Annotated in this window: 22 protein-coding genes; 6 read left to right on the top strand and 16 right to left on the bottom strand. The window is 63.3% G+C overall.

Annotation, left to right across the window (positions count from 1 at the left end):
* Nucleotides 1-3: 3 nt before the first annotated feature.
* Nucleotides 4-1,896: a translation elongation factor 4 gene (lepA, locus tag ACFWEM_RS25265; RefSeq protein ID WP_230813932.1), complete on the bottom strand. Its 1,893-nt coding sequence runs from the start codon at nt 1,894-1,896 to the stop codon at nt 4-6.
* A 72-nt stretch (nt 1,897-1,968) separates the two neighbouring features.
* On the opposite strand from lepA, the gene ACFWEM_RS25260 reads away from it, so the two are divergent.
* Nucleotides 1,969-2,502: a type II toxin-antitoxin system PemK/MazF family toxin gene (locus ACFWEM_RS25260; RefSeq protein WP_378538118.1), complete on the top strand. Its 534-nt coding sequence runs from the start codon at nt 1,969-1,971 to the stop codon at nt 2,500-2,502.
* Between the two features lie 31 nt (nt 2,503-2,533).
* Here the strand turns inward: ACFWEM_RS25260 and ACFWEM_RS25255 are convergent, their stop codons facing one another.
* The 4 genes from ACFWEM_RS25255 to ACFWEM_RS25240 are packed head-to-tail and all read right to left on the bottom strand — an operon-like array spanning nt 2,534 to nt 6,862.
* Nucleotides 2,534-3,307, bottom strand: coding sequence for an aquaporin (locus ACFWEM_RS25255; protein ID WP_003944482.1), 774 nt, complete (start codon nt 3,305-3,307; stop codon nt 2,534-2,536).
* A 59-nt stretch (nt 3,308-3,366) separates the two neighbouring features.
* A complete protein-coding gene (locus ACFWEM_RS25250; protein ID WP_378538543.1) occupies nt 3,367-4,197 on the bottom strand; it encodes a transglutaminase domain-containing protein in 831 nt (276 codons plus the stop codon).
* An 8-nt stretch (nt 4,198-4,205) separates the two neighbouring features.
* Nucleotides 4,206-5,177, bottom strand: a complete 972-nt coding sequence (locus ACFWEM_RS25245; protein ID WP_095969748.1) for an alpha-E domain-containing protein — start codon at nt 5,175-5,177, stop codon at nt 4,206-4,208.
* 56 nt (nt 5,178-5,233) lie between these two features.
* Nucleotides 5,234-6,862: a circularly permuted type 2 ATP-grasp protein gene (locus tag ACFWEM_RS25240; RefSeq protein ID WP_378538112.1), complete on the bottom strand. Its 1,629-nt coding sequence runs from the start codon at nt 6,860-6,862 to the stop codon at nt 5,234-5,236.
* 197 nt (nt 6,863-7,059) lie between these two features.
* On the opposite strand from ACFWEM_RS25240, the gene rpsT reads away from it, so the two are divergent.
* The gene (rpsT, locus tag ACFWEM_RS25235; protein WP_003944567.1) at nt 7,060-7,320 is read left to right on the top strand and encodes a 30S ribosomal protein S20; all 261 of its coding nucleotides are present in this window, start codon (nt 7,060-7,062) and stop codon (nt 7,318-7,320) included.
* 169 nt (nt 7,321-7,489) lie between these two features.
* Here rpsT and holA read toward each other — a convergent pair whose 3' ends face one another.
* The 11 genes from holA to ACFWEM_RS25180 form a co-directional block, all read right to left on the bottom strand.
* A complete protein-coding gene (gene holA, locus ACFWEM_RS25230; protein WP_283304155.1) occupies nt 7,490-8,467 on the bottom strand; it encodes a DNA polymerase III subunit delta in 978 nt (325 codons plus the stop codon).
* On the bottom strand, nt 8,464-10,824 hold the full coding sequence (locus ACFWEM_RS25225) for a ComEC/Rec2 family competence protein (protein WP_378538107.1): 2,361 nt from the start codon (nt 10,822-10,824) through the stop codon (nt 8,464-8,466). Before ACFWEM_RS25225 ends, holA begins: the two co-directional genes overlap by 4 nt.
* Nucleotides 10,821-11,729 carry a helix-hairpin-helix domain-containing protein gene (locus tag ACFWEM_RS25220; RefSeq protein WP_378538104.1) on the bottom strand — a complete coding sequence of 303 codons (909 nt, stop codon included), beginning with the start codon at nt 11,727-11,729 and terminating at the stop codon, nt 10,821-10,823. The genes ACFWEM_RS25225 and ACFWEM_RS25220 overlap by 4 nt, the downstream gene beginning before the upstream one ends.
* 81 nt (nt 11,730-11,810) lie before the next feature.
* Nucleotides 11,811-12,653, bottom strand: coding sequence for a DegV family protein (locus ACFWEM_RS25215; protein ID WP_378538102.1), 843 nt, complete (start codon nt 12,651-12,653; stop codon nt 11,811-11,813).
* A 4-nt stretch (nt 12,654-12,657) separates the two neighbouring features.
* Entirely contained in the window at nt 12,658-13,455 is a 798-nt protein-coding gene (gene octT, locus ACFWEM_RS25210; protein WP_378538099.1) for a diglucosylglycerate octanoyltransferase, read from the bottom strand.
* Nucleotides 13,442-14,116 carry a histidine phosphatase family protein gene (locus ACFWEM_RS25205; protein ID WP_378504694.1) on the bottom strand — a complete coding sequence of 225 codons (675 nt, stop codon included), beginning with the start codon at nt 14,114-14,116 and terminating at the stop codon, nt 13,442-13,444. Before ACFWEM_RS25205 ends, octT begins: the two co-directional genes overlap by 14 nt.
* Nucleotides 14,113-14,559, bottom strand: a complete 447-nt coding sequence (rsfS, locus tag ACFWEM_RS25200; RefSeq protein WP_003944502.1) for a ribosome silencing factor — start codon at nt 14,557-14,559, stop codon at nt 14,113-14,115. The genes ACFWEM_RS25205 and rsfS overlap by 4 nt, the downstream gene beginning before the upstream one ends.
* A gap of 46 nt (nt 14,560-14,605) precedes the next feature.
* Nucleotides 14,606-15,304 carry a nicotinate-nucleotide adenylyltransferase gene (nadD, locus tag ACFWEM_RS25195; RefSeq protein WP_021333408.1) on the bottom strand — a complete coding sequence of 233 codons (699 nt, stop codon included), beginning with the start codon at nt 15,302-15,304 and terminating at the stop codon, nt 14,606-14,608.
* A gap of 36 nt (nt 15,305-15,340) precedes the next feature.
* A complete protein-coding gene (locus ACFWEM_RS25190; protein ID WP_378538094.1) occupies nt 15,341-16,804 on the bottom strand; it encodes a VWA domain-containing protein in 1,464 nt (487 codons plus the stop codon).
* Between the two features lie 8 nt (nt 16,805-16,812).
* The gene (locus ACFWEM_RS25185) at nt 16,813-17,724 is read right to left on the bottom strand and encodes a MoxR family ATPase (protein ID WP_019749056.1); all 912 of its coding nucleotides are present in this window, start codon (nt 17,722-17,724) and stop codon (nt 16,813-16,815) included.
* A 41-nt stretch (nt 17,725-17,765) separates the two neighbouring features.
* Nucleotides 17,766-19,052 carry a glutamate-5-semialdehyde dehydrogenase gene (locus tag ACFWEM_RS25180; protein ID WP_378447869.1) on the bottom strand — a complete coding sequence of 429 codons (1,287 nt, stop codon included), beginning with the start codon at nt 19,050-19,052 and terminating at the stop codon, nt 17,766-17,768.
* Between the two features lie 195 nt (nt 19,053-19,247).
* Here ACFWEM_RS25180 and ACFWEM_RS25175 point away from each other — a divergent pair, with 195 nt between their 5' ends.
* From ACFWEM_RS25175 to ACFWEM_RS25160, 4 genes are all read left to right on the top strand, one after another.
* The gene (locus ACFWEM_RS25175; RefSeq protein WP_378538089.1) at nt 19,248-20,351 is read left to right on the top strand and encodes an NADH:flavin oxidoreductase/NADH oxidase; all 1,104 of its coding nucleotides are present in this window, start codon (nt 19,248-19,250) and stop codon (nt 20,349-20,351) included.
* A gap of 243 nt (nt 20,352-20,594) precedes the next feature.
* Nucleotides 20,595-22,037 carry an MFS transporter gene (locus ACFWEM_RS25170; RefSeq protein WP_378538087.1) on the top strand — a complete coding sequence of 481 codons (1,443 nt, stop codon included), beginning with the start codon at nt 20,595-20,597 and terminating at the stop codon, nt 22,035-22,037.
* A complete protein-coding gene (locus tag ACFWEM_RS25165) occupies nt 22,034-22,900 on the top strand; it encodes a ribokinase (RefSeq protein WP_378538085.1) in 867 nt (288 codons plus the stop codon). Before ACFWEM_RS25170 ends, ACFWEM_RS25165 begins: the two co-directional genes overlap by 4 nt.
* Nucleotides 22,901-22,970: 70 nt before the next feature.
* Nucleotides 22,971-23,792: a MerR family transcriptional regulator gene (locus tag ACFWEM_RS25160; RefSeq protein ID WP_378538082.1), complete on the top strand. Its 822-nt coding sequence runs from the start codon at nt 22,971-22,973 to the stop codon at nt 23,790-23,792.
* The last annotated feature ends 16 nt before the right edge of the window (nt 23,793-23,808 follow it).

The raw sequence follows: 23,808 nt of genomic DNA, 5'->3' as shown, positions 1-23,808 counted from the left end.
CTCCTACTTCTTGGGCTTCTCGCCAACCGATTCCGACGTCAGAGCCGCGACGAATGCTTCCTGAGGCACCTCGACGCGACCGATGGTCTTCATGCGCTTCTTGCCTTCCTTCTGCTTCTCGAGCAGCTTGCGCTTACGGCTGATGTCGCCGCCGTAGCACTTGGCAAGGACGTCCTTGCGGATTGCACGAATGTTCTCGCGCGAGATGATCTTGGCGCCGATCGCAGCCTGGATCGGAACCTCGAACTGCTGGCGCGGGATCAGCTCACGAAGCTTCGACGTCATGCGTCCGCCGTAAGCGCCGGCGTTGGAACGGTGCACGATCGAGGAGAACGCGTCGACGGCCTCGCCCTGCAGAAGGATGTCGACCTTCACCAGGTCGGCCTGCTGCTCACCGGCCTCCTCGTAATCGAGGCTGGCATAACCCTTGGTGCGGGACTTGAGGGCGTCGAAGAAGTCGAACATGATCTCGCCCATGGGCAGTTCGTAGCGCAATTCGACGCGAGTCTCGGAGAGGTAGTCCATGCCGCCGAGTTCACCGCGACGGGACTGGCACAACTCCATGATGGCGCCGACGTACTCGCTCGGGGCGATGACGGTGCACTTGGCGACCGGCTCGTAGACCTCGCGAACCTTGCCTTCCGGCCAGTACGACGGGTTGGTGACGATGACCTCGGCCCCGTCCTCCATCACGACGCGGTAGACGACGTTGGGCGCGGTGGAAATCAGTTCCAGGCCGAACTCACGCTCGAGGCGGTCGCGGGTGATCTCCATGTGCAGCAGGCCGAGGAAGCCGCAGCGGAAGCCGAATCCGAGGGCAACCGACGTCTCCGGCTCGTAGGCCAATGCCGCGTCGTTGAGGCGGAGCTTGTCGAGAGCGTCGCGCAGCACCGGGTAGTCCGAGCCGTCCATCGGGTAGAGACCTGAATAGACCATCGGCTTGGGATCGCGGTAGCCGACCAGCGGTTCGGTCGCGCCGTTGCGGGTTGTGGTGACGGTGTCACCGACGCGCGACTGGCGGACGTCCTTCACACCCGTGATGAGGTAGCCCACCTCGCCAACTCCCAGACCGATACTGGCCTTCGGCTCGGGCGAGATGATGCCGACCTCGAGCAGTTCGTGTGTGGTGCCCGTCGACATCATCGTAATCTTCTCGCGGGGACGGATCCGACCGTCGACCACACGCACGTAGGTGACCACGCCGCGGTAGGCGTCGTAGACGGAGTCGAAGATCATCGCGCGAGCCGGACCGTCAGCATCACCCACGGGTGCGGGGATCTGCACGATTACTTCGTCGAGCAGTTCCTTGACGCCCACGCCGGTCTTGCCCGACACGCGCAGGACATCGCCGGGCTCGCAGCCGGTGATGTGCGCGATCTCTTCCGCATAGCGGTCGGGGTCCGCGGCCGGGAGGTCGATCTTGTTCAGGACGGGAATGATCTTGAGATCCTTCTCCATCGCCAGGTAGAGGTTGGCCAGCGTCTGAGCTTCGATGCCCTGAGCTGCGTCGACCAGCAGAATTGCGCCCTCACACGCTTCGAGCGCACGGGAGACCTCATATGTGAAGTCGACGTGGCCGGGAGTGTCGATGAGGTGGAGAACAAACTCTTCGCCGTCGACGGTCCAGGGCAGACGAACGTTCTGGGCCTTGATGGTGATGCCGCGTTCACGCTCGATGTCCATACGGTCCAGGTACTGCGCACGCATCGCCCGCTCTTCGACCACACCGGTGAGCTGCAGCATGCGATCTGCCAGCGTCGACTTACCGTGATCGATGTGCGCGATGATGCAGAAGTTCCGGATCTGCGCAGGATCCGTGAACGTCTTGTCGGCGAAGCTGCTGATGGGAGACCCCTTAGTCGGACCGGCACCGGCCCGGATCCGGGCCACTGTCAACCCTCAGGATATCCAAGTCTCGGCGCCGCCGTACCAGGGGTTCCCACGGGCAGGTGATTATGCTCGAACGCTATGGCAAGCATGTGGAAGCAGATCGGCAGAACCCTCGGCGCCCTCGCGGTGGAGAAGGGACCTGCGCTACTGCGCCAGTTGCAGTCGTCAACGTCTCAGTCGTCCACCTCGAAGCCTGGTCCGTCCGGCCGACCGATCGCCGCGCGGACATCTCCGACCGCACATCGCGCCCGCAAGGTCGAGTACTCCCCCGACCTCGACGGCAAGGCCGATCCGGGCGAAATCGTCTGGACCTGGGTTGCCTACGAGGAGGATCCGACCCAGGGCAAAGACCGCCCGGTGCTGGTTGTCGGCCGCGACGGCAACACGCTGCTCGGTTTGATGCTGTCCTCGCAGAGCAAACGCGAAGGCGAGCGTGATTGGCTCGCAATCGGTTCGGGCCCGTGGGACGGCGAGGGAAGGCCCAGCTGGGTCCGGCTCGACCGGGTGCTCGACGTTCCCGAGAGCGGGATCCGGCGCGAGGGCGCTGTCATGGATCACAAGAAGTTCGACGCGGTCGCGGCAAAACTTCGGGCCGACTTCAGCTGGAGCTGAAGCCGACCCGAAGGGATAGAAGCAGTATCGATCAGCTGTCCATACGGTTGAACCGTCCGAAGAGTGCTCGATAGATGAGTGCACCGAGTGCACCGCCGATCAGCGGGAACACGATGAACAACCACACTTGACCTAGCGCGCCGTCCTGGAAGGGCGCGACTGCGAGGCTTCGAGCGGGGTTGACGGAGGTGTTGTCGATCGGGATCGAGATCAGGTGAATGACGGCCAGGGTGAAGCCGATGGACACTCCGGCAAGCGGTACGTCCGAGATCTGATCGGTCGACGCGAGAACGACGAACACCAGCAGCGCTGTCAGCAGGATCTCGATGATCATGGCGGCACCGATGCCGTAACCGTCCGAGACCACGTTGCCGAGAAGATTCTTCTCGGCCGACGGACTGTGTGCACCCCAACCGTTTGCGCCCAGTCCGTCAGCAGCACGGTTGTACGCCGGGAGACTGTTGGCCACCGTGTAGATCACGACGCCGGCGACCAACCCGCCGATCACTTGCGCGACAACGTAAATCGCCGCATTGACGGCTGAGATTCGCCCGATCACGAATTGGCCGAGTGTCACCGCCGGGTTGACGTGGCAACCGGAAATCGGCCCGATCGCATAGACGAGGAACAGCAGGGTCAAGCCGAATGCGAAGGCAACTCCGAGATTGCCGACTTTCGCACCTGCGAAGACGGCAGTTCCGACCGCGGAGAACACGAGCACAAAAGTCCCCACCGCTTCGGCCGCATACTTCTTCACATCCGAGATCGGTTCGATCTCAGTCAATTCCTGTGCAGTTGGAGACATATTCCCACCTTCTTCTCATCGAACGGTAGTAATGCTCACGCGCCTAGATTTGCCGGACTTTACGCAAGCCTGGTGATCTCCACAACAACTTCGAGATCTGTGGAGCGTCCACCGGAAAAGATTCCCTTCAAAGGCGGCACATCCGAATAGTCCCTTCCTATTCCGACGGAGACATGCTGTTCATTCACAGCTATCGCATTGGTCGGGTCATATCCCCACCACGCGCCGGTCCACGCTTCGATCCACGCGTGCGATTCCCCGACCACCGTGTCCCCGACTGCCGCATCACGTTTGGGGTGGAGATAGCCGGAAACGTATCGACACGGAATGCCCATCGTTCGTAGCAATACCAAGGTCAGATGCGCATAATCCTGGCAGACGCCTTTCCTGGCCGACCAGGCCTCGACCGCCGACGTATGCACTCCGGTCGTACCCGGAACATAAGACATTTCACCGTAAACCCATTGCGACGCAGCCACTACTGCATCTTCAGGTGATTTATCTTTGCGCAATTCCTTGGCAATTGTCGCCAGCTTACGATCACGCGGAACATATCTCGTGAAACTCAGTTGCTCGTTGAATCGATCTTTAATCGCGTCACCCGATAATTCATCCCAGTCGACGGTTTCCTCGGGCTGAACGAACGGTTCCGTCTCCACCACCGACAGTCCGGTCACTTCGAGTTCGGTGTGTGGCGCGTGCAAGTCGAACGCAGTCACCGCGGTGCCCCAGTAATCGGTGTACCGGTAGGAACGCGTTGCCGGCTGGGTTTCGACGCGCGTGAGGATCACCGTCTGCCTGGTGTCGCCGCGGGGTGTCAATCGCGCCTCGTTGTACGACGACGTCACCGGGGCGTCATACGCATATCCCGTGGTGTGCACGACCCTCATTCGCCAGCTCACAGCTCTCCCTCCACCGTCGAATCCGCGTACGCGGCCCCGGCATCCGTCCATGCGACCCACGGCGCGGCGTGGAAGTACTGCAATGCAATTGCCTCACCCAGTTCGCGGCACGTCTCCTGCCAACCGAGCAACCGTCCCTGCAGATCCTCTAGCAACACGCCCTGCGGCAAAAACTCGAGCTCACTGCGTGCGCGGCCCAGAAGCCGCGGCGCCTCCGCCCGGATCCCGACGCGACTGCCCGGCTGCGGGTCGAGCTCCTGCAGGCACTTCTCTGCCTGCCTGATCGAGTGGAACACCGAGCGCGGAAAGAGCCTGTCCAACAAGATGAACTCGACGACGCGATTGGCGTCGAGTGCTCCGCGATACGTACGCAGATACGTGTCATGCGCACCCGCCGAGCGAAGAACACTGACCCACGCCGGCGAAGACGGTCGGTCACCGGCGCGCGCCAGCAGCATTCGCACGATCATGTCGACACGTTCGATCGAGCGCCCCAGCAGAAGGAACCGGTAGCCGTCGTCGCGACTGAGCGTGGAATCCGCCAGGCCCGCGAACATCGCTGCGCGTTCCTCCACGTAGCGGAAGAACTCGTGCGGGCCCAGCCGGCGTGATGCACGCTCACGCTCGGCCAATCCGTTGTACGTGGTGTTCAGGCACTCCCACATCTCACTCGACGTGACCTCACGTGCTCCGCGAGCATTCTCTCGGGCACTCGCCAGCGAGTCCACGATCGAACCAACCTGATTGCGACTGAACGCAACCAGATCGGTGAGGGAACGCACGTCGAGCTTCTCCTCCGGCGCCTCGATGCCGAGAACACGCAAGAGCAAGCGCGACGTGCGGTCAGGATCGACGGTGGCGTCGTCGAGAAGTTGGTGGACGGCGACATCGAGGATCCGAGCGGTGTCGTCCGCCCGCTCGACGTAGCGGCCGATCCAGTAGAGAGACTCTGCGTTGCGAGCAAGCATCAGTCACCACGCTCCGTTCGCTGATAGTTCTTGGTAGCTGGGCAGTTCAGTGGAGTTCACTGTTGCTGCTGCTGTTGTTGTTGTTGTGAGGTGCTCAGCTCCGGTCCCTGCACCGGTTCCGCGGATTCCGGGGGCTCGGACACCAACTCCTCGCCGGACAGCTCCGGGTCCTCGTGAGAGGTGCGGCTCGCGAGCACCCACGTGTCCTTGCTTCCGCCGCCCTGGCTGGAGTTGACCACCAGCGAACCTTCCGGAAGCGCCACCCGGGTCAGACCGCCGGGCAACACCCACACGTCGTCACCGTCGTTGACGGCAAAGGGCCGCAAGTCCACATGGCGCGGCGAGAGAACGTCGTCGATCTTGGTCGGCACCGTGGACAACTGCACGAGAGGCTGCGCGATCCATCCGCGCGGGTCCGCCTTGATCTTGCGGGTGATCGCGGCCAGTTCCTTGGGGCTCGCGTCGGGCCCGAAGACGATTCCGTAGCCGCCGGACCCTTCCACAGGCTTGATGACGAGTTCCGCGACCCGGTCGAGGACTTGCTCGCACTCCTCGTCCAACCAACAGCGGAACGTGTCGACGTTCTGCAAGAGCGGCTTCTCACCGAGGTAGTAGTCGATGATCTGCGGAACGTAGGTGTAGACCAGCTTGTCGTCACCGACTCCGTTGCCGACGGCACTCGAGATCACCACGTTGCCTGCCCGCGCCGCATTCAATAGACCTGCGACGCCGAGAATCGAATCCGGGCGGAAGTGCATCGGGTCGAGGTACTCGTCGTCAATGCGGCGATAGATGACGTCGACCTGGCGCTCACCTTCCGTCGTACGCATGTAGACCATGTTGTCGCGGCAGAACAGGTCGCGACCTTCGACGAGTTCCACGCCCATCTGACGAGCGAGCAACGAATGCTCGAAATAGGCCGAGTTGGCAATACCTGGTGTGAGAACAACCACTGTGGGGTCCGCTTCGTTGAGTGCAGCACCCGCGCGCAGCGCCCTCAGTAAGTGTGTTGCGTAATCCCCGACGGCCCGCACCTTGTGGGACATGAACAGGTCGGGGAACACCCGAGTCATCGTGCGACGGTTTTCCATCACATAGGAGACGCCGGACGGAGATCGCAGGTTGTCCTCGAGAACTCGGAACTCCCCGGCCTCGTCGCGGACCAAGTCGATACCGGCGACGTGGATTCGCACACCATTGGGCGGCACGATGCCGGCCGCTTCACGGTGGAAGTGCTCACACGAGGTGACCAGACGGCGCGGCAGCACGTGATCGCGCAGGATTCGCTGCTCGCCGTAAATGTCCGCGAGGAACAGCTCGAGCGCCTTCACACGCTGCTTGATGCCCTTTTCCAGCCGCGACCACTCCTGCGCGGCAATGACGCGCGGCACCAGATCCAATGGAAACGGTCGTTCCTGCCCGGACAGCGAGAATGTCACGCCCTGGTCGATGAATGCGCGTCCGAGCGCGTCGGCACGCGCGGCGAGGTCGGCGCTGCTCGTCGGCGCCAGGGCTTTGAACACGCCCTTGTACGGACCACGTACCGAGCCGTCGGGCTCGAACATCTCGTCGAAAGCCAACTCGTAGCGACCGATGTCTGAATATCCGTCGAACACTGCAGCGGGACGCGCTCGGGTGGTGGTCGAACCTGTTTTACTCGAACTTTTCGAAGGCGGCGGCGTCATAGGGCAACATGCTGCTACAAGTGCGGCTATTCGGCAGCGCGGCGAGAGTTCGGGCGCTCGGTGTACTCTTCTCGACAGACGCAACGTGCGACGGTTTGGGTTCTTGGGCCCTCGGCTGGTAATCTTGCCAGTCGGTGCATCAGTGCGCCCACAGCTTTCTCGACCGTAACCAGCTAAAGACGACAAGGATTTTACGCGTGGCCAACATCAAGTCCCAGGTGAAGCGAATCCGTACCAACGAGGCGGCCCGACTCCGTAACCAGTCGGTGAAGTCCTCCCTGCGTACCGCGATCCGTTCATTCCGCGAGGCTGCGGCAGCCGGTGACAAGGACAAGGCCAACGAGCTCCTCGTCTCCACCAGCCGCAAGCTCGACAAGGCAGCCAGCAAGGGCGTTATTCACGCCAACCAGGCTGCCAACAAGAAGTCTGCACTCTCGCAGGCTGCCAACAAGCTCTGACGTTTCCACTGTGACGGTTCGCCGTCATACTGGTTCGTCTCGATAGCCGCCAGGTCGAAAGACCAGGCGGCTATTTTGCGTTCTCGATCAGGCTTGCTGGGTTACTGGACGGGTGTCTCCACGGTCGCGAGACTACTGCCGGCCAACCTCGCGCTGAGACATCGTGTCCTCAGTTCTTCCGCAGTGCACACACTTTCCGCACTGCCATCTCCAGGGCGAAGGACGAGTCGACTGCGGCGCCCTTCACATCGGCGTTGAGGGCAGCGACGATCTGCATGGCAGCGCCGATCGACGTGGGATCCCAGCCGCCGACTTCCTTGATCGCCTTCTTGACCTTCCACGGCGGCATTCCGAGATCCGACGCCAACCGGAACGGGTCACCGCCCCGTGCAAACGGGCCGACCTTCGCGATGGTGTGGACTGCGTCGGCGAGGGCATCAGCGAGCAGGACATGGGCAGTTCCGATCTGATCTGCCCATCGGAGCGCCTCGAGCGCACCCCGGGTATCGCCGACGATGACTTTGTCGGCCACGTCGAATCCGGAAACCTCGGCCTTGCCCGAGTAATACTTGTGGACCGCATCGACGTCGATCTTGCCGCCGGTATCTGCCGCCAATTGTGAGCAGGCCGATGCCAGTTCGCGGAGGTTGGAGCCGACACTTTCGATCATCGCTGCGATCGCGTCGGGCGCAACCCTGACGTCGGCGGTCCGGAACTCACCGCGGACGAAGTCGACAAGCTGACTCTTGTTCAGTTTTCCGCAGCTGTGCACCGTGGCACCGAGCTTCTCGAGGGCCGGTGCCAACGCTTTCGCGCGACCGCCGCCCGAGTGCACGACGATCAGAACGACGCCTTCTGCCGGCTCACGCGCCGCCTCGAGAACAAGAGCTACGGCATCTTTGCCTGCTTCTGCCGCCGATTCCAAGACGATCACACGGTCTTCGGCAAAAAGAGAGGGGCTGAGCAGTTCAGCCAACTCGGGAGCATTGGTGTCGCCCGCACGCATCTTGGTTACCGGGAGATCCGAAATACCCTGGCCGCGGTCACCGCGGACGGCTCTGATGAGCTGCGATACCGTGCGGTCGATCAGGAACTCGTCGTCCCCGAGAACAAGATGCAGCGGATCGACTCCAGACGGATTACTCACCCGAAGATGGTCCCACGAGGAACCGACACGATCGACACAGACCCGCCGCCCCCGCCGTACACAGCGACGGTGCCGTCGACGTCGGTCCGAACCACCGCCCCGCCCAATGAATCCAGTTCATCGAGAACCTCCGCATTCGGGTGCCCGAAACTGTTGCCGACGCCGACGCTGATCATCGTCAACCTCGGACGCACCGCTTCCAGAAATGCCGACGACGTGGTCCGGGAACCGTGATGGGGCAGCTTCAACACATCGGCCTTCACGTCCGCTCCCGATCGGAGGATAGCCTCCTCCCCCGCAACTTCGGCGTCGCCCGTCAACAGAATTCGACCCGCGCCCGTGTGCGCCATCACCACCAGCGACTGATCGTTGGCGGCGTCCGCGCCGTCCCCCGCATCGCGGGGAGCCGGAAGCAACGGACCCAGAACCTCCACGTTCACCGATCCCAACGTCAACTCCATACCTGCGCGCAACGAGACAACCGGAACGGCCTGCGAGTCGGCGGCTTCCTTCACTGCCCGAAAACCTGACTCCGGCAACAACATCGACCCGACTCCGACAGCAGCGACCGAACGCCCACCCAGAACTGCTTCCAATCCACCGATGTGATCGGCATGAAAATGACTGATCATCAGCAACGCGATGTCGTTGACGTCCAACATGTTCAGGCAACGATCCATCGACGTGGGATCAGGACCGACATCGACGACGATCACCCTGCCGTCGCCGGTCGAGAGCACCAGACCGTCCCCCTGACCGACGTCGCACATCACCAGTACCCACCCCGGAGCAACACGGCCACCCCCGAACACGTGTTGAAAGATAAGCGCTAGAACAACTCCCAGAACGAGGACGCCAACCACCCATCTCGAGATCCGATTCCACGGCGTCAGCGCTACGACCAGTAAGACGCCCACGACGACGAGAGCGCCGATGAGTCCTGACGGCACCACCACCGACGCTCCGGGAAGCGCCGCCGCCCGCTCGGACACGTATAGCAGCCACCCCATCGGAGGCCGGACGAGCGGAGCAATGAACACGGCAATCGACGGACTGATCTGCGCGCACAAGGCAATTACCGCACCGAACACCGTGACAATTCCGATCACGGGAGTCACCGCCATGTTCGCGGCAATCGTGACGACACTGAATGTTCCCGCCATGGCGCCCACCAACGGTGCAGTGACGACAAACGCCGCACTGGAGACGGCTGTCATCTCCGCGAGCCAACGGGGCCATCCTCGTCGGCGAAGCACATCCACCCACACGGGGGCAATGATCACCAGTGCACCGGTGGCCGTGGTCGACAGCGCAAATCCCCAGTCGACGGCCAACTCGGGCATCACGATAACCAGAGCGATGACGGCGGCAGCAAGAGCAGGCAGCGCCTGTTTGCGCCGACCGGTGACCAGACTGAGCAGGCCGATCAGGCCCATCACCGACGCGCGTAGAACACTCGGCGACGGCCTCGCGACGACAACAAAAGCGACGAGGGCCATCAGTGCCAAGACGGCGCCGACCCGCGGACTCAGCGCCGCTGCTCTGACCAACAGCAGAACGGCCCCGAGCAGAATGCTGATGTTGGCGCCGGACACCGCGGTGAGATGGGAAAGCCCGGCAACGGTGAAGTTGTCCTTCACCACCGGCGACAACGCCGACGTGTCTCCGACGACGAGGCCAGGCAGCAGACCTGCCTGATCCGGCGGGAGTGCAGCCGAGCACGCAGCCGCGAAACGAGTGCGCACCACGCTCGCCCATCGCTGGTACCAGGGCACGTCTCCCACCGCGACGGGAGGGCCTTCGGACGTGATCACGGCGAGCGTGGAATCGCTACGCCAGGGCTGACTCGCCCGGCCGCGAACCGTGAGGCGCTGCCCTGGAACAACTTCGAGCCACGACGAACTGGGCGCCCGGATGGTGACCAAGCCGCCTCCGGAGTACCTGTGGTTGTGTGCAGTCACCGAATCCACGGTTGCCCGGAAGAAGACCTGACCTTGACCCACCGCGCCGGAGACCACGTGCGGATCCTCAGTGGGTTCCACTTCGACACTCACCCACGATCCCTCGAGAGCAGCCCGGGTCAGTGGGTGCCCCTCGACCTCGGTCGCTCGCCACCCGCTGACCGCACTACACCCGGCGCCGAACAGCAATGCAACCAACATGATTCGTGCCCACACCGTAGATGTCCGGCGCACGACCACGACAGTCAGGATTGCCGCTGGAACCGCACATGCCACCGCCAGTACCCACGCGGCGACCGCGCCGAACAGTATCCCCACCGCACTGCTCCCCCACACTGCGACGGCCGACAGAAGCAGTCGAGCGTCGAGAACGGGCCGGACCTCCGATTCGTTCATACCGACACCAGCACTCGCAGCTTCGCCAACCTCGCGGGGCCGATCCCGTCAACTTCCCCCAATTGCTCGATGTCCGTGAACTTTCCGTTGGAGGTGCGCCAGGAAACAATCGCCGCAGCCGTTACCGGCCCCACCCCGGGAAGCTCGTCCAATTCGGCCTCGGTAGCGGTGTTGAGGTTCACCATGCCGGCCCCGCCCGTTTCACCTGCAGCGGCAACGCCGGTACTTCCCGCGGTGGTGCTCGAACTCGGCGAAACACCGCCGAGCTGATCGGCCGCACCCACCAATATCTGATCACCGTCGGCAAGCTTCTGCGCCAGATTCAGGCCCACCGTCTCCGCGCCGTCGACCACGCCGCCTGCCGCGGCGAGCGCGTCGGCAATGCGCGAGCCCGGAGGTAGGTTGACAAGACCCGGCGTGCGCACGAGTCCGACGACACTGACCACCAGAGCCTCAGGCCGCTGCTCTGCTACGACACCGGAAGGTACGGGACTGGGTGATTTACCATCGTCGGCAGTGACAGTCGGCGCCGTGACATTCTGGGGCGAGGGCAGCGGTGGGACCGCCTGCATACTCGGAGAATCCCACCACACGGTGAACAAGCCGATAGCCGTGGCCAGTGCAGCGACGATCGCCAACACCCAGGTCGCCGATCGACTCGGGCGCCAACGCGTTCCGCGCCAACGCTCGGGCAGTCGATCGAACCGTGACGAGTCTGGTTGAGCTTCGTACTCGTCCTCGTCGAAGTCCTGAAGCCACTCGGGGGATCTCTCGAATGGCTGCGGGGACCTCTCGAAAGACGCCGAATCCTCGAATTCGTCGACGTCCTCATGTCGCCGCCTGTAGTTGCCGTCCATCGCCGCGAGGCGATCACGCGCCCGCTCGCGCTCCTCGCTGATCCTCATGACTGGACGCTAACGGGAGACCTCGCCGCCAACGACGAACAATTTCAATCTGTGGAGAACTCGAGGGTTGTGGAGAAACGATCAGGCGCTCGTGTCGATGTCCGGCAGCGGGCACACCACAACACCGATCGCGCCGACACCGACGTGCGCTCCGATGACTGCGCTGAAGTCGGTAACCACAGATTCCGCTACATCGGGGATGCGCTCGGCCAACTGTTCGGCTATCCCGTCGGCACGCTCTCGCGCTCGCATGTGATGCACGGCTATCGCCACACGACCGAGACCAGCGCGCTCGACTGCCGAATCCACCAAGCGTGCAAGCGCTTTGGTGGTGGTACGTGTTTTCTCGCCGAGCACCAGCTTGCCGTCCACCAGATGCAGGATCGGCTTCATCGCCAATGCAGTACCCAGCAACGCGGCTGCGGTTCCGATTCGTCCGCCCCGGCGCAATTGATCAAGTTTGTCGACGACGATGTAGCAGCGCCCACGGCTTGCAACGTCGACGGCCCGGCCGTATGCCTCTTCCAGTGAAGCGCCCTTCTCGGCCAAGCGCGCAGCTTCGAGAGCGGGATATCCCAAACCCATTCCGGCGGACTGTGAATCGACGATCCGGACGGCGCCACCGAACTCCTGGGCCGCGACTCGTCCGGCTTTCCACGTTCCCGACAGTTGGCGTGAAATATGAACGGCGAGGACACCGTCACCGTCGCTCATCTCCAGGGCGCGTGCGTACGCTTCGGACAACTCGGCGGGTGACGCTCCGGCCGTTGTCACTCCCGACAGATCGTTCGGCATTGCGTCGACGCCCTCACGCAAGTCGCAGCCGTCGCGGAGCACATGGAGGGGAACCACCTGAATGCCACATGCGTCGGCCGACTCCTGCGGAATGCAGGCGGAGGAATCCGTGACGACGACGACCGGCACTGTGCTACCCGACTTCGCTCGGTGGTGAGACGAGTTGCGGTGAGACAAGTTCCGGCGAAACCACTGTCTGCGCCTCGACCCCGCGAATCGCAGCGATCATCGCGCGGGCTACGCCGACGTGACCGTCCCAACCCCAGTGAATGCCATCAGGATTACCGTTCTCGGAAAAGACGTTGTCGCGCACTGCATCCGCGAGGTCGACCACGGGAACGTCTTTCTTCGTAGCCCACTCGGTGATCGCGGACACGGCGGCCGGCCGGCCGGCATGCACGCTTGCGTAGGCATCGCTGCGGTGCACGGATGGCAGAGTCGCGATCATCGGTAGTTCCGGCCGCATGTACTCCAACGCATTTCGCGAGCTTTCCAGATACTCGACGCTCAGCTTGGGCGGAAGCGCGACCGGGCGGCCCAGCGGTGCAAGCCTCGGCTGCAGCCACTGATAACCCTCGCGCACCACGCGTCGAAGCGCCGGAGGACGAACGTAGCGGATGGTCTCGCGGAGCGCGGTAGGCAATGGGGACGGCAGCGAGTCCATACCGCCGACTGCGAACACGACGGCACCGGCCCGCGGCACCGCCGCCCACACGCGAGGATCCTGAGTCAGTGCCCACCACGCGTCGCGGCACGTCCAGCCGATACGGGCGACCAACTCGACATCCCAGTCGAGTTCGTCGGCCACGATGTTGGGCCAGATGCGTGGATGATCTGCCGCGAGGCCGCCTTTGGGGCCGAAATACGACAGCGAATCCGCGAGCACGAGGAGGACGGGGCGCTGCCCGTCAGCACTTTCAGAGGACGTCATTTGCGACACTCGCAGAAGCATTCCATACGTCGAGTCGCCACTCGATCGACTTGACGTCACCATGTCCGCTGAGTTGCACCCAACTGGTGTTTCCCAATCCGCCGAGTACAGCCCAGCGGTCGATGGGCAGGTCGAGCAATGCCGCTGTCAGTGCCGCGATCAAGCCTCCGTGCGCCACCAGAACCACGGGCCTCTCGGCCCAGTCCGGGTGCGTCTCGAGTAGCTCGTGAACTACCGGAAGGCTGCGATTTGCGACGTCGATTCGGCTTTCACCGCCGGGCGGCGCCAACGTGGCATCTGCCCGCCAGGCAGATCGCACACCGGGAGTACGCTCGTCGACGTCGTGATGCGTCAGGCCTTGCCACTCGCCCAGGTGTGTCTCACGCAGACGCGTGTCGGTGAGGACCGGAAGTCCGGCGGCATCACCGACAGCGACGGCCGTGAAGTACGCCCGGCGCAGATCCGAGGACACGATCGTCAACGGTCTGCGATCGGCGATCACCGGACCTGCACTCTTGGCCTGCGTGCGTCCCAACTCCGACAGGTCGGTGTCGAGTTGCCCCTGCATCCGAGAGTCGGCGTTGTATTCGGTCTGTCCGTGACGCAGCAGGATGAGCCGGCGGACAGGGTTCGACGCCGCACTGGGCGCCGATGAAGTCACAGCGAGGGATCCTGCGCGTCCGGCTCGGAAACCGTGTCGGTCTCGAACACCGTGTTGGCGTCGGCGGGGCCGGGACGGTTCTGTCCGAGACCTTCGACCTCGACCGTCGGGCAGTCCTTCCACAGGCGATCGAGAGCGTAGAAGTTGCGCTCCTCGTCGTGCTGGACGTGGACGACGATGTCGGCGTAGTCGAGCAGCGCCCAGCGGCCCTCGCGGGTGCCTTCACGACGGACGGGCTTGTGTCCGGCTTCGCGGAGGCGATCCTCGATGTTCTCGACGATCGAGTTGACCTGACGCTCGTTGGTCGCGGACGCGATCACGAAGCAGTCCGTGATGACCAGCTGTTCGGACACATCGAGCACCACCACTTCGGTGGCCAGCTTCTCGTCGGCTGCCAAGGCCGCGATGCGTGCCATGTCGATGGCTTCGGTGTTTGCACTCACTCGATGTTCTCCAGTTTCGTCTTCAGAAAGTACTTATTGTTCTCGGCTAGCTCGATTCGGCGCCCGGGACGGCTTCCGACTTCCCCGGTGCGGGCTCCGACATCGTTGTAGCTCCGTCGCGGCGCTCCGCGTCGACAGGTCGATACAGGTTCCGCTTCGAGATGTACTGCACCACTCCATCCGGCACCAGGTACCAGACGGGACGGTCTTCACTTGCCCGACGCCGACATTCGGTCGACGAAATGGCAAGTGCCGGAATCTCTATCAACGTGACCGCGTCGGCGGGCATGGTGTCGAGGTGACCGGCCAGGTGTTCGGCATTGAGATCGAAACCCGGTCGCGATACCCCGACGAACTTCGCCAATGCGAACAACTCTTCCCAATCTTGCCAGGAAAGGATGCTGGCCAGCGCATCGGCACCGGTGATGAAGAAGAGTTCGGCGTCGGGGTGGTAGGCCCGGAGGTCTCGCAATGTGTCCACGGTGTACGTGACTTTTTCACGGTCGACGTCGACCCGAGAGACGGAAAACCGCGGGTTGGAGGCGGTGGCGATGACCGTCATGAGGTAACGGTCCTCGGCAGGACTGACGCCCTTCCCCTGCTTCTGCCAGGGCCGCCCGGTGGGGACGAAGATCACTTCGTCGAGTCCGAACCGGTCGGCGACCTCACTGGCCGCAACGAGGTGGCCATGGTGAATGGGGTCGAAGGTGCCACCCATCACTCCGAGGCGTCGAGCACGTTCCACCGATAGTCCCTTCTGCACGAGTGTCGAGCTTACGGGTCAGACCGGCAGCAGGCGGGACACGACGTCGGCGAGCTGCTGGGCCGAGCGGCACTCGTGCATACTGATGACCTCGTTGTACACCTTTGCAGCGGAGTCACCCGTTCCCCATTGCCCCTTCGGCTCAGGGTTGAGCCAGTGTGCGTGCTTGGCTACTGCAACCATCTGCGACAGCGACTGGAGGTTGGGGTCTCGGTAGTTGTTGCGACCGTCGCCGAGTACCAGCAGCGACGTGCGACTGCTGATGGACTGCGCGAACTTCTCCTGGAAGACCCCGAAGGCGTGCCCGTAGTCGGAGTGGCCGTCGTAGGTGATCAGTTCGGCTTCACGCACCATCCGTGACATCGCGGACCCGAGGTCTGCGTTCGAGTCGAAGAACCGCGTGACCTCGTCGGTCGTGTCGATGAACGCGAACACCCGCACGCGCGAGAACTGCTCGCGCAAGGCGTTCACGAGCAGCAGGGTGAAATGGCTGAACCCCGCCACCGAACCCGACACGTCACACATCACCACAAGTTCCGGTCGTGCTCGCTTCGGCTTGCGCTGCACCAGATCGATCGGCACTCCACCCGTCGACATGGACTTGCGCAAGGTGCGACGCAGGTCGATCGAACCCGCGCGGGAGCGGCTACGACGCACGGCGAGACGGCTGGCCAGCAGACGAGCCAGGGGTGCGACGTTCTTCTTCAGCGTGGTGAGTTCGGCGTCGGAGGCCCGCAGGAAGTCGACTTCCTCGGCGAGTTTCGGAACGCCGTACGTGGCGACCCGTTCCTTGCCCAGATTCTCAGCGGTGCGTCGACGCGTTTCCTTCTCGACCATCTTGCGGAAGTCCGCGATGCGCTGCGCTGCCGTGCGCTTGGCGACCTCGGATTGATAGTCGGAGTTGTCCTTGCCTTCCGACCCGGAACCCTCCTGGTTGCCGAGTAGACCCTGCAGGATCTTGTTGAGCAAAGTCTCCGGGGCCACGTCGCGCAGTGCCTGGTAGGCGGAGAACGACGGGCCGTTGCTCGACTGGTACTGCCCGAGTTCCTCGACCATTGCGGCGGTGAGAAGTTCGGTCAACTCCATCGCCTCGTCGCTGCCGTCAGTCAGCAATTCGGCGATCAGCTCACGCAAGGCCTGCAAATCGATCGAACCGTCGGGCTTACGCGGCAGTGACACGTCGACGTCACCGACCGCCCGGTCACCGATCGCTTTGGGGAACCACAGATCGAAGACGGCGTCGAACGTGGCCCGGTGGGTCGGCCTGCGCAGGAGCGAGCACGCCAGCCCTTCACGAAGAGCCTCACGATCGAGCAGATCGAGAACCGACATGACCTGACCGGCGTCGACGGTCTCGGACGGGCCGACCATGATTCCGCGTCGTCGCAGCGCCTCGACAAAATCGACGAGGTGACCGGGAATCCCGTGCGGCGCTGCCAGGCCGCCAGGCGAGAGCGGCGACGTCGATCCTGCGGGAGCCATGTCAGACCTCAGTTCAGCCGAAGTTCAGCGGCGGCACGCACCTGGTCCGACTGGTGCTTGAGGATCACGCCGAGCGTGGCGCGAACGGCATCGTCGTCGAGAGTGTCCATGCCCAGAGCCAGGAGTGTGCGGCCCCAGTCGATGGTCTCGGATACCGAAGGGACCTTCTTGAGCTGCATTCCGCGAAGAACACGAATGGTGTTGACCAACTGCTCGGCAATCGCTTCGGGCAGTTCCGGCACCCGACTGGCGAGGATGCGGCGCTCGAGGTCCGCATCCGGGAAGTCGAGATGCAGGAAGAGGCAACGACGCTTGAGTGCCTCGGAGAGTTCGCGAGTGGCATTCGAGGTCAACACAGTGAAGGGCTTGCGGGTAGCGGTAATAGTTCCGAGCTCGGGAATCGTGACCGCGAAATCGCTGAGGACTTCGAGGAGCAGGCCTTCGATCTCGACGTCGGCCTTGTCCGTCTCGTCGATCAGCAGCACCGTCGGGTCCTCGCGGCGAATGGCCTTGAGCAGTGGACGTGCGAGCAGGAACTCCTCGGAGAACACGTCCGCCTTCGTCGAATCCCAGCTGTGGTCGACCGCGACATCACCCCTCGCTCCGCTCGCCCCGCCCGACTGGATCCGCAGGATCTGCTTCGCGTGGTTCCACTCGTAGAGCGCACGAGCCTCGTCGACACCCTCGTAGCACTGCAGACGTACCAGCTCGGCGCCTGTCGTCTGGGCTACCGCGCGCGCCAGCTCGGTCTTACCGACACCGGCTGGTCCCTCGATGAGCAGGGGCTTGCCCAGTCGGTCGGCAAGGAACACTGCCGTTGCAGTGCCCTTGTCGGACAGGTAACCCGTCTCGGCCAAACGCTCGATCACGTCGTCGACGCTCGAGAAGAACGGTGTTGTATCGGGAAGAGCTCGGTCCACGGTTAACTCCTAAAAAGGGTGGGGCAAGTCTGGTGAACTTTTCAGGCGGGTCGGGTGTGCCCGTCGCCCCAGACGATCCACTTCGTGGACGTCAGTTCCGGCAACCCCATGGGGCCACGCGCGTGCAGTTTCTGGGTGGAGATGCCGATCTCGGCGCCGAATCCGAACTGCTCACCGTCGGTGAAGGCAGTCGACGCGTTGACCATCACGGCGGCGGCGTCGACGCGAGCGGTGAACTCGCGGGCAGCCGAGAGATCGGACGTCACGATGGCTTCGGTGTGGCCCGTTCCGTACTGGTCGATGTGCTCGACGGCAGCGTCCAAGTCCTTGACGACTTTGAGAGCGACGTCGAGGGTGAGGTATTCCTTCGACCAGTCGTCCTCGGTGGCGGGGACCAGTCCCGGCAGATCACCGTGCACGACGACGTCGTGCATCTGGAGCGCTTGGAGCAGCTTCGGCACGGCGGTCTCGGCGATCGCAGCGTCGACCAGCACGGTTTCGGCTGTATTGCAGACGCTGGGCCGACGGGTCTTGGAGTTGAGCAGAATCTTCTCGGCCATCAGGAGATCGGCGGCCGAGTGAACGTAGACGTGGCAGTTACCGACACCGGTCTCGATGGTGGGCACGGTGGCATCACGCACAACTGCGCTGATCAAGCCGGCACCGCCGCGCGGGATGACTACATCGACGAGCCCGCGGGCCTGGATGAGGTGCGTGACCGTCGACCGATCCGCACTCGGCAGAAGTTGAACGGAGTCCTCGGGGAGCCCCTGAGCAACCAACGACGCGCGCAGCGCCTCCACCAACGCTTCGTTGGACTTGACCGCCGAGGACGAACCACGAAGCAGCGCAGCATTTCCCGACTTGAGAGTCAGCCCGAAAGCGTCGACGGTAACATTGGGGCGAGCCTCGTAGACCATGCCGACGACACCGAGCGGAACGCGCTGCTGGCGTAGCTCCAAGCCGTTCGGCAGAGTGGAACCACGAAGCACCTCACCGATCGGATCGGGTAGCCCGGCAACCTGACGCAGACCCGAAGCGATGCCCTCGATCCGGTCAGCAGTCAGCCGGAGGCGGTCGAGCAATGATTCCTCGGTGCCACCGGCCTTCGCAGTGTCGATATCGAGAGCGTTGGCCGCGAGAATCCGATCACTGGCCGCGAGTACCGCGTCGGCTGCGCCGTGGAGCGCAGCGTCCTTCTGCGCGGTGGTCAGCAGAGCCAGGACGCGCGAAGCCTTACGGGCTCGGCGTGCGGCGTCGTGCACGACGGCCTTGGTGTCGGACGCATTCGAGTCGACGGTTTCTGCGTTGGATGTCACAGCAGTCATGAATACACATTAACCACCCACCGTGGCGGCCTGCTCGGCGGAACAAGGCTGTGACCACCGGACAACATTGCGGCGGACCGCCGGGGAACATTCCGACGGACCGCCGGGGAACATTTCGGCGGACCGCCGGGGAACAATTCCGGCGCGAGGCACTGTTGCACCCACCGACCTTCTTCTTCGAGTCAGGAGCCATCCGTGAGTGTGTTGTTCGAGCCATTGACCCTGCGCGGCGTCACCATTCCGAACCGCGTCTGGATGGCACCGATGTGCCAGTACTCGGCTGACGTCATCGGCGACCAGGTCGGAGTGCCCAACGAGTGGCATCGCACGCACTTGGTGAGCCGTGCGATCGGCGGCACCGGCCTGATTCTCACCGAGGCGACGGCCGTCAGTCCCGAAGGCCGGATATCGGCAGCTGATCTGGGAATTTGGAACGACACGCAGGCGCAAGCCTTCGCCGAGATCAACGCGCAACTCGCGTACTTCGGCGCAGTGCCCGGAATTCAGCTGGCGCACGCCGGACGCAAAGCGTCGACGCAGGTTCCGTGGCGCGGAGGCAAGAGCCTGCCGGCCGACGACCGTCTCTCCTGGCAGACAGTGGCTCCCAGCGCGGTTCCGTTCGGTCATCTCGCCGATCCGGTCGAGCTCACCACCGAGGGCATCGAAAAGGTCGTCGCGGACTTCGCAGCGGCGGCAACCCGTGCATTGAAGGCCGAATTCAAGGTCGTGGAAATTCACGCGGCTCACGGATACCTGATCCATCAGTTCCTCTCCCCCGAGAGCAACAAGCGAACGGACCGCTACGGCGGCAGCTTCGAGAACCGCATTCGGTTGCTCCTGGAAATCCTGAGCGCAGTCCGCGAGGTGTGGCCGGCCGAGTTGCCGCTCTTCGTCCGGGTCTCGGCGACGGATTGGCTGACGGAAGAGCGTGGACTGGAGGTCGACAGCTGGACCGCCGATCAGACCGTTGCCCTCGCCAGCATCCTCTCCGACTACGGAGTCGATCTCGTCGACGTCTCCACCGGCGGTAATTCACCGGCGGCGCAGATTCCGGTGAAACCGGGATATCAGGTTCCGTTCGCCCGTCGCCTGCAGAACGAGAGCCTGCTACCGGCCGCCGCCGTGGGCCTCATCACCGAACCCGAACAAGCCGAGAAGATCGTCGAGGACGGTAGCGCCGTAGCTGTGCTCCTCGGCCGTGAGCTGCTGCGTGATCCCTACTGGGCGCGCCGGGCGGCCCGGGAACTGAACGCCGAGGTAGGACCACATATCCCGTCGCAGTACGCCCGTGCCTTCTAGCCCGAAAATCGGCTCCCGCGCACAACTTTGATAGCGTAAGCGTCTTACTTGCCGGTAGTCCGGAGCCCTGTGGGCTCCGGACACTGCCGCGGGCCAGAGCCGTGCGACGGGGGTCGCAACGAGCCACAGGGCACGCGGACGCTCGATTTCCCGACCGGCTCATCGGCGAGTGGGCAACGAAAAGATGCGTGCATCAGGTACGTGCCCCGCTCGGTTCGATGATTGCGCTGGGGAGCGCATGTCATGACTACACCAGAGAACTCGATCAGCGCTCTCGAAGTGGCCGAATCACCCGATGTCTGCGTCACCGACAATGCGTCCGTCAAGCGCGCTGTCAAGGCGACGATGCTCGGAAATGCCATGGAGTGGTTCGATTTCGGCGTTTACGCATATCTAGCTACCACTATCGGAAAAGTGTTCTTCCCGGACGCGAGCGGCAGCGCTCAACTCCTCTCTACCTTTGCAATTTTTGCGGCAGCCTTCATCGTCCGCCCACTCGGCGGATTGTTCTTCGGTCCACTCGGTGACCGCATCGGACGCAAGAAAGTCCTGGCCACCACCATCATTCTGATGGCGGGCAGCACCTTCGCCATCGGCCTCATCCCGAGCTACGAATCCATCGGTATCGCCGCCCCGATCCTGCTGGTACTCCTACGCCTACTGCAGGGCTTTTCCACCGGGGGCGAATACGGCGGGGCCAGTACGTTCGTCGCCGAATACGCACCGGACAAGCGGCGCGGCTTCTTCGCCAGCTTCCTCGAATTCGGCACCCTGGCAGGATATGTGGCGGCAGCGGGCATCGTCACGATCATCCAGACCGTCGTCAGCGCCGAGGACCTCCTCCAGTGGGGCTGGCGCATCCCCTTCCTCATTGCCGGACCGCTGGGTCTCATCGGTCTGTACCTCCGCCTGCGCTTGGAAGAAACCCCTGCGTTCCAGATGATGGAGCAGGCCGAAGAGCGCTCCCTCGCAGACGAATCCACCGGCAAGAAACTGCGCGAAACTCTCGTCGACAACTGGCGACCGCTCGTCCTGTGCATCGTTCTCGTGGCCACGTACAACATCGCTCACTACGGCCTGCTCAGCTACATGCCGACGTACCTGACCAACACGTTGGGTTACGACGAATCCCACGGACTCGTCCTGATGATCATCGTCATGATCGTGATGATGATGGGAATCAGTTACGTCGGAAAGTTCTCGGACCGAGTCGGGCGTAAACCATTGTTGCTCAGCGGTTTCATTGGATTCTTCCTCCTTTCCCTGCCCGCATACCTGTTGATCGGCGTCGGCAATTACGTGACGGTCTTCCTGGGACTCGCAATTCTCGGCGGATTGCTCCTGCTGTTCGTCGGAGTCTTCCCGTCCGTGCTGCCCGCACTGTTCCCGACCGGAATCAGGTACGGCGGCTTGGCAATCGGATACAACCTCGCGGTCTCCATCTTCGGCGGAACCACTCCCCTGGTGCTCACCGCCCTCGAAAGTGCAACGGGCAGCAACCTGGTCGCGCCGATGTACATGATGATCGCCGCAGTGATCGGCGGTATCGCGGTACTGCTCATCCCCGAGACGGCACGCAAGCCACTCGACGGTTCGCCGCCCTCCGTCGCCACCGACGAGGAAGCACGTCGGATCATCCGCAAGGTTCGTCGAAAGAGAATGAAGGCCGATAACCTCGAGGTATGAGCACGCCTCGAATCGTCGTCGTCGGCAGTATCAACATGGACCTGGCCACCTCAGTGTCCAGATTTCCCGCTCCGGGAGAAACACTGCTCGGCACTGCCTTTGCCACAACCGCGGGAGGCAAAGGCAGTAATCAGGCCATCGCCGCCGCGAAGGCAGGAGGCGATGTGTCGTTCGTCGGAGCGGTCGGCGACGACGGTTTCGGTACGCAGTTGCGAGACACGCTTGAAGACGCCGGCGTCGACACCGCATTGCTTCGTAGTGTCGACGGCCCGAGTGGCGTTGCCGCCATCACCGTGAGCGAGGACGCGGAGAACAACATCATCGTCGTCCCGGGCGCCAATTCCTCGGTCACCTCGTTGTCAGAAGCAGACCTCGACGCGATCGCACACGCCGACGTTCTACTGTGCCAACTCGAAATCCCGGTCGAGACAGTTACAGCAGCAGCCGAGCACGCACATGCTAACGGGACGACGGTCATCCTCAATCCGTCTCCTGTGCAAGAACTTCCGGATCCACTGATCGATGCAGTCGACATCTTGATCGTCAACCAGACCGAGTCGGAGCAGTTGGCCGCGGTCACCGGTCGCGTCCGATACCTCGTCACGACGCTCGGGGCCGGCGGCGCGGATCTCAGGTCGGGCGAGAAGACAATCCACGCCGACTCCCCGGCCGTGACACCCGTGGATACAACCGGCGCAGGCGATGCCTTCACCGGCGCCTTCGCCGTGGAGTGGGTGCAGGACCAGGAACGCGCCCTGCAGTTCGCTGCCACGGCGGGAAGCCTGGCGACGACGGTTCGCGGTGCCTCGGTGTCGTCACCCGCTCGCGCTGCGATCGAGAAAGTGCTGAAGCGTCAGGCTTGACTCTGACACCGTGTGAGGTCGTAAACCTGTAGGTGTCGGGTTTGTTGAGAGAGAAACGGGGCGAGCAACCATGTTGAGCATCGGAGACTTCGCGAGAGCAGGTCGTGTGTCGGTGCGCATGCTCCGCCACTACGACGCCATCGGCCTGCTCACACCCGCGAGGGTCGACGCATCCAGCGGGTATCGCTCGTACACCGCGGGCCAGTTGGCGCTGCTCAACCGCATCGTCGCTCTCAAGGAGTTGGGCCTGACCCTGGCTCAGGTCCAGCAAGTGGTGGAGTCGGCGGTCACCGTCGACGAGATCCGCGGGATGCTCACACTTCGCCGAGCAGAACTCGAAACCCGAATCCAGGAAGACACCGCGCGACTGGCGCACGTACAGGCGCGCCTACGCATCATCGAAAGTGAGGGACAGATGTCCGCATACGAGGTTGTGATCAAGTCCGTTCCGGCGCTGCGGGTCGCGGAGTTGACCGGTACCGCCAAGACGATGGATCCGTCGTCGATCGGACCGGTGGTTCGCGGGTTGTACGAGCGCCTTTGTACCGGTTTGGATCGTGCCGGTATCGCCGCGATCGGACCCGCTGTCGCCTACTACGAGGATTCCGGTGACGACGAGAACGTCGTCGTCCATGCGGCGCTACCGGTCGACGCGGATCCCGATGGCGACTACGAGTTCGCTGTGGTGGACCTGCGGGCCGAAGAGCACGTGGCCTCGCTGCTACACAAGGGTTCGATGGACAACTGCCTGCCCGCTTATCAGGCGTTGGCTCAATGGATCGACGCAGCGGGATACCGCAATGCCGGCCCCAGCCGTGAGGTGACGCTGGCGTGCCCGGAGGATGTCGACGGCTGGGTCACCGAGCTGCAGGAACCTGTTGCCAAGGCCTGAAGCCCGCACGTGTCGG

It is taken from the genome of Rhodococcus sp. NPDC060176 (assembly GCF_042728675.1).
In the GTDB taxonomy this organism is placed as follows: Bacteria; Actinomycetota; Actinomycetes; order Mycobacteriales; family Mycobacteriaceae; genus Rhodococcus_F.
This window is presented reverse-complemented; position numbering and strand designations above follow the sequence as displayed.

Coding starts and splice junctions, on each gene's coding strand:
- ACFWEM_RS25190 (WP_378538094.1), bottom strand. CDS start 16,804: ATGGCTCCCGCAGGATCGACGTCGCCGCTCTCGCCTGGCGGCCTGGCA.
- ACFWEM_RS25240 (WP_378538112.1), bottom strand. CDS start 6,862: ATGACGCCGCCGCCTTCGAAAAGTTCGAGTAAAACAGGTTCGACCACC.
- ACFWEM_RS25160 (WP_378538082.1), top strand. CDS start 22,971: ATGTTGAGCATCGGAGACTTCGCGAGAGCAGGTCGTGTGTCGGTGCGC.
- ACFWEM_RS25245 (WP_095969748.1), bottom strand. CDS start 5,177: ATGCTTGCTCGCAACGCAGAGTCTCTCTACTGGATCGGCCGCTACGTC.
- ACFWEM_RS25225 (WP_378538107.1), bottom strand. CDS start 10,824: ATGAACGAATCGGAGGTCCGGCCCGTTCTCGACGCTCGACTGCTTCTG.
- ACFWEM_RS25250 (WP_378538543.1), bottom strand. CDS start 4,197: ATGAGGGTCGTGCACACCACGGGATATGCGTATGACGCCCCGGTGACG.
- ACFWEM_RS25260 (WP_378538118.1), top strand. CDS start 1,969: ATGGCAAGCATGTGGAAGCAGATCGGCAGAACCCTCGGCGCCCTCGCG.
- ACFWEM_RS25165 (WP_378538085.1), top strand. CDS start 22,034: ATGAGCACGCCTCGAATCGTCGTCGTCGGCAGTATCAACATGGACCTG.
- ACFWEM_RS25180 (WP_378447869.1), bottom strand. CDS start 19,052: ATGACTGCTGTGACATCCAACGCAGAAACCGTCGACTCGAATGCGTCC.
- ACFWEM_RS25220 (WP_378538104.1), bottom strand. CDS start 11,729: ATGAGGATCAGCGAGGAGCGCGAGCGGGCGCGTGATCGCCTCGCGGCG.
- octT (WP_378538099.1), bottom strand. CDS start 13,455: ATGACGTCCTCTGAAAGTGCTGACGGGCAGCGCCCCGTCCTCCTCGTG.
- ACFWEM_RS25255 (WP_003944482.1), bottom strand. CDS start 3,307: ATGTCTCCAACTGCACAGGAATTGACTGAGATCGAACCGATCTCGGAT.
- ACFWEM_RS25170 (WP_378538087.1), top strand. CDS start 20,595: ATGACTACACCAGAGAACTCGATCAGCGCTCTCGAAGTGGCCGAATCA.